The sequence below is a fragment of the Ruegeria sp. genome (assembly GCF_028066395.1).
GTDB lineage: Bacteria > Pseudomonadota > Alphaproteobacteria > Rhodobacterales > Rhodobacteraceae > Ruegeria.
Map to the genome: position 1 here is coordinate 1 of NZ_JALCBM010000069.1, position 1,810 is coordinate 1,810.

Here is a 1,810-nt window from a genome sequence, read left to right on the forward strand (position 1 = left end):
GCCTTCAACCGTCATCACAAATGCGGCGGCCTCGCCAAACCACCTCAGCCGCCGCTTGTCATGATACGCCAATCAGGCCCTGATGATGTTATGCTCTGGCCCATATGGGAAGCCGGTGATGTTTTCGGCCCCGGTTTCACCCACCACGAGGATATCATGCTCGCGATAGCCGCCTGCACCGGGTTGGCCTTCGGGAATCCACAGCATCGGTTCGATCGAGACGACCATGCCGGGTTCCAACATCGTGTCGATATCCTCGCGCAGCTCCAGCCCGGCCTCGCGCCCGTAATAGTGGCTGAGGATGCCAAAGGAGTGACCATAGCCGAAGGATCGGTATTGCAGCAGGCCCTCATCCGCGAAAAAGCGGTTGATCTCGGCGGTGATGCCGGAACAGGTGGCACCGGGTTTGATCAGGCTCAGACCCAGTTCATGCGCGGCGACGTTGGCCTGCCACAGGCGCAGGCTGTCGGCGTCCGGCTCGCCCAAAAACAGGGTGCGTTCCAGCGCGGTGTAATAGCCCGAGATCATCGGGAAGGCATTCAGTGACAGGATATCGCCCTGTTTCAGGGCGCGTTTGGTGACCGGGTTATGGGCCCCGTCGGTGTTCAGGCCCGACTGAAACCAGACCCATGTGTCGCGGTATTCAGCCTCGGGGTAGGCGCGGGCAATCTCGGCCTCCATCGCGTCGCGGCCTGCCATGGCAATCTCGATCTCGGTTGCGCCTTCGCGGATCGCGGCGTGGATGGCAGCCCCGCCTACGTCTGCGGTGCGCGCGCCGCCTTTGATCAGTTCAATTTCCTCTGCGGATTTCACCATGCGGGCAGCCATGGTGTCGGGCGCGATGTCGACCAGCTCGGGCGCGGCCAGCATCGCCAGCGCTGTATCGCGGGCGGCCAGTGTCATGTGGTCGCCTTCGATCCCGATCCGTTTCGCGCCGCCGGTCAGGCTGGCGACGGCACGCCAGTAATTGTCGCGCTTCCAATCGGTGTAGATCACGTTCTCGTCCACCGACCGACGCCAGGGCTGCCCTGCATCGATATTGGCCGAGACGGTGGTGCAGGCATCCTGCGTCACCACGCAGCCATAGGGGCGACCAAAGGCGCAGTACAGAAAGCCCGAGTAATAGGCGATATTCTGCATCGAGGTCAGCAGGACCGCGGGGATATCACGCGCCGCCATAATTGCGCGCAGGGCGGTCAGGCGACGGTCGTACTCGGCGGTGCTGAACGGCAGCGGGGCCTTGTCGCCATTGTGGCAGGTGAAGAATTCGGGGCGGTTTGTCATGTTCAGGTCTCTCATCTATGCCGGGCGGCAAACCCGGCCACTTGTCCCGGCGTTCAGGACAGGCGGTCTCGGGGTCCGAGAGCCGATCATCCCATTGCGCCCGCGACGCCATCGCGGCTGGGATGAACGGAGGAACCGTAAGATCAGACCATGGCCCGCGTCAACCGGGTGAAAGCCCCCGCAGACGTTCAGACCGGCGGCGCAGCAGCTCGACCGTGGTCAGCAGCGCAATCGACAGAACCACAAGGATCGTTGCCACCGCCAGAATGGTCGGGCTGATCTGTTCACGCAGGCCGGTAAACATCTGCCATGGCAGGGTTTTCTGGCTGGCAGAGCCGACAAACAGCACCACGACCACCTCGTCAAACGATGTGATAAAGGCAAACAACCCGCCCGAGATTACGCCCGGCAGGATCAAGGGCATCTGGATCTTGAAGAAGGTCCGCACCGGACCAGCCCCCATATTCGCCGAAGCCCGCGTCAGCGAGCGGTCAAAGCCCACCAGCGTCGCAGTCACGGTGATGAT

Annotated in this window: 2 protein-coding genes; both read right to left on the bottom strand. The window is 62.6% G+C overall.

Translation table 11 applies throughout. The features are described from left to right. Positions 1-72: 72 nt before the first annotated feature. Entirely contained in the window at positions 73-1,284 is a 1,212-nt protein-coding gene (locus MPJ51_RS17820; protein ID WP_298389438.1) for an aminopeptidase P family protein, read from the bottom strand. A 160-nt stretch (positions 1,285-1,444) separates the two neighbouring features. Beyond that, positions 1,445-1,810 (bottom strand): ABC transporter permease subunit (locus MPJ51_RS17825; RefSeq protein ID WP_298389440.1); only part of this gene is annotated, 366 nt, incomplete at its 5' end.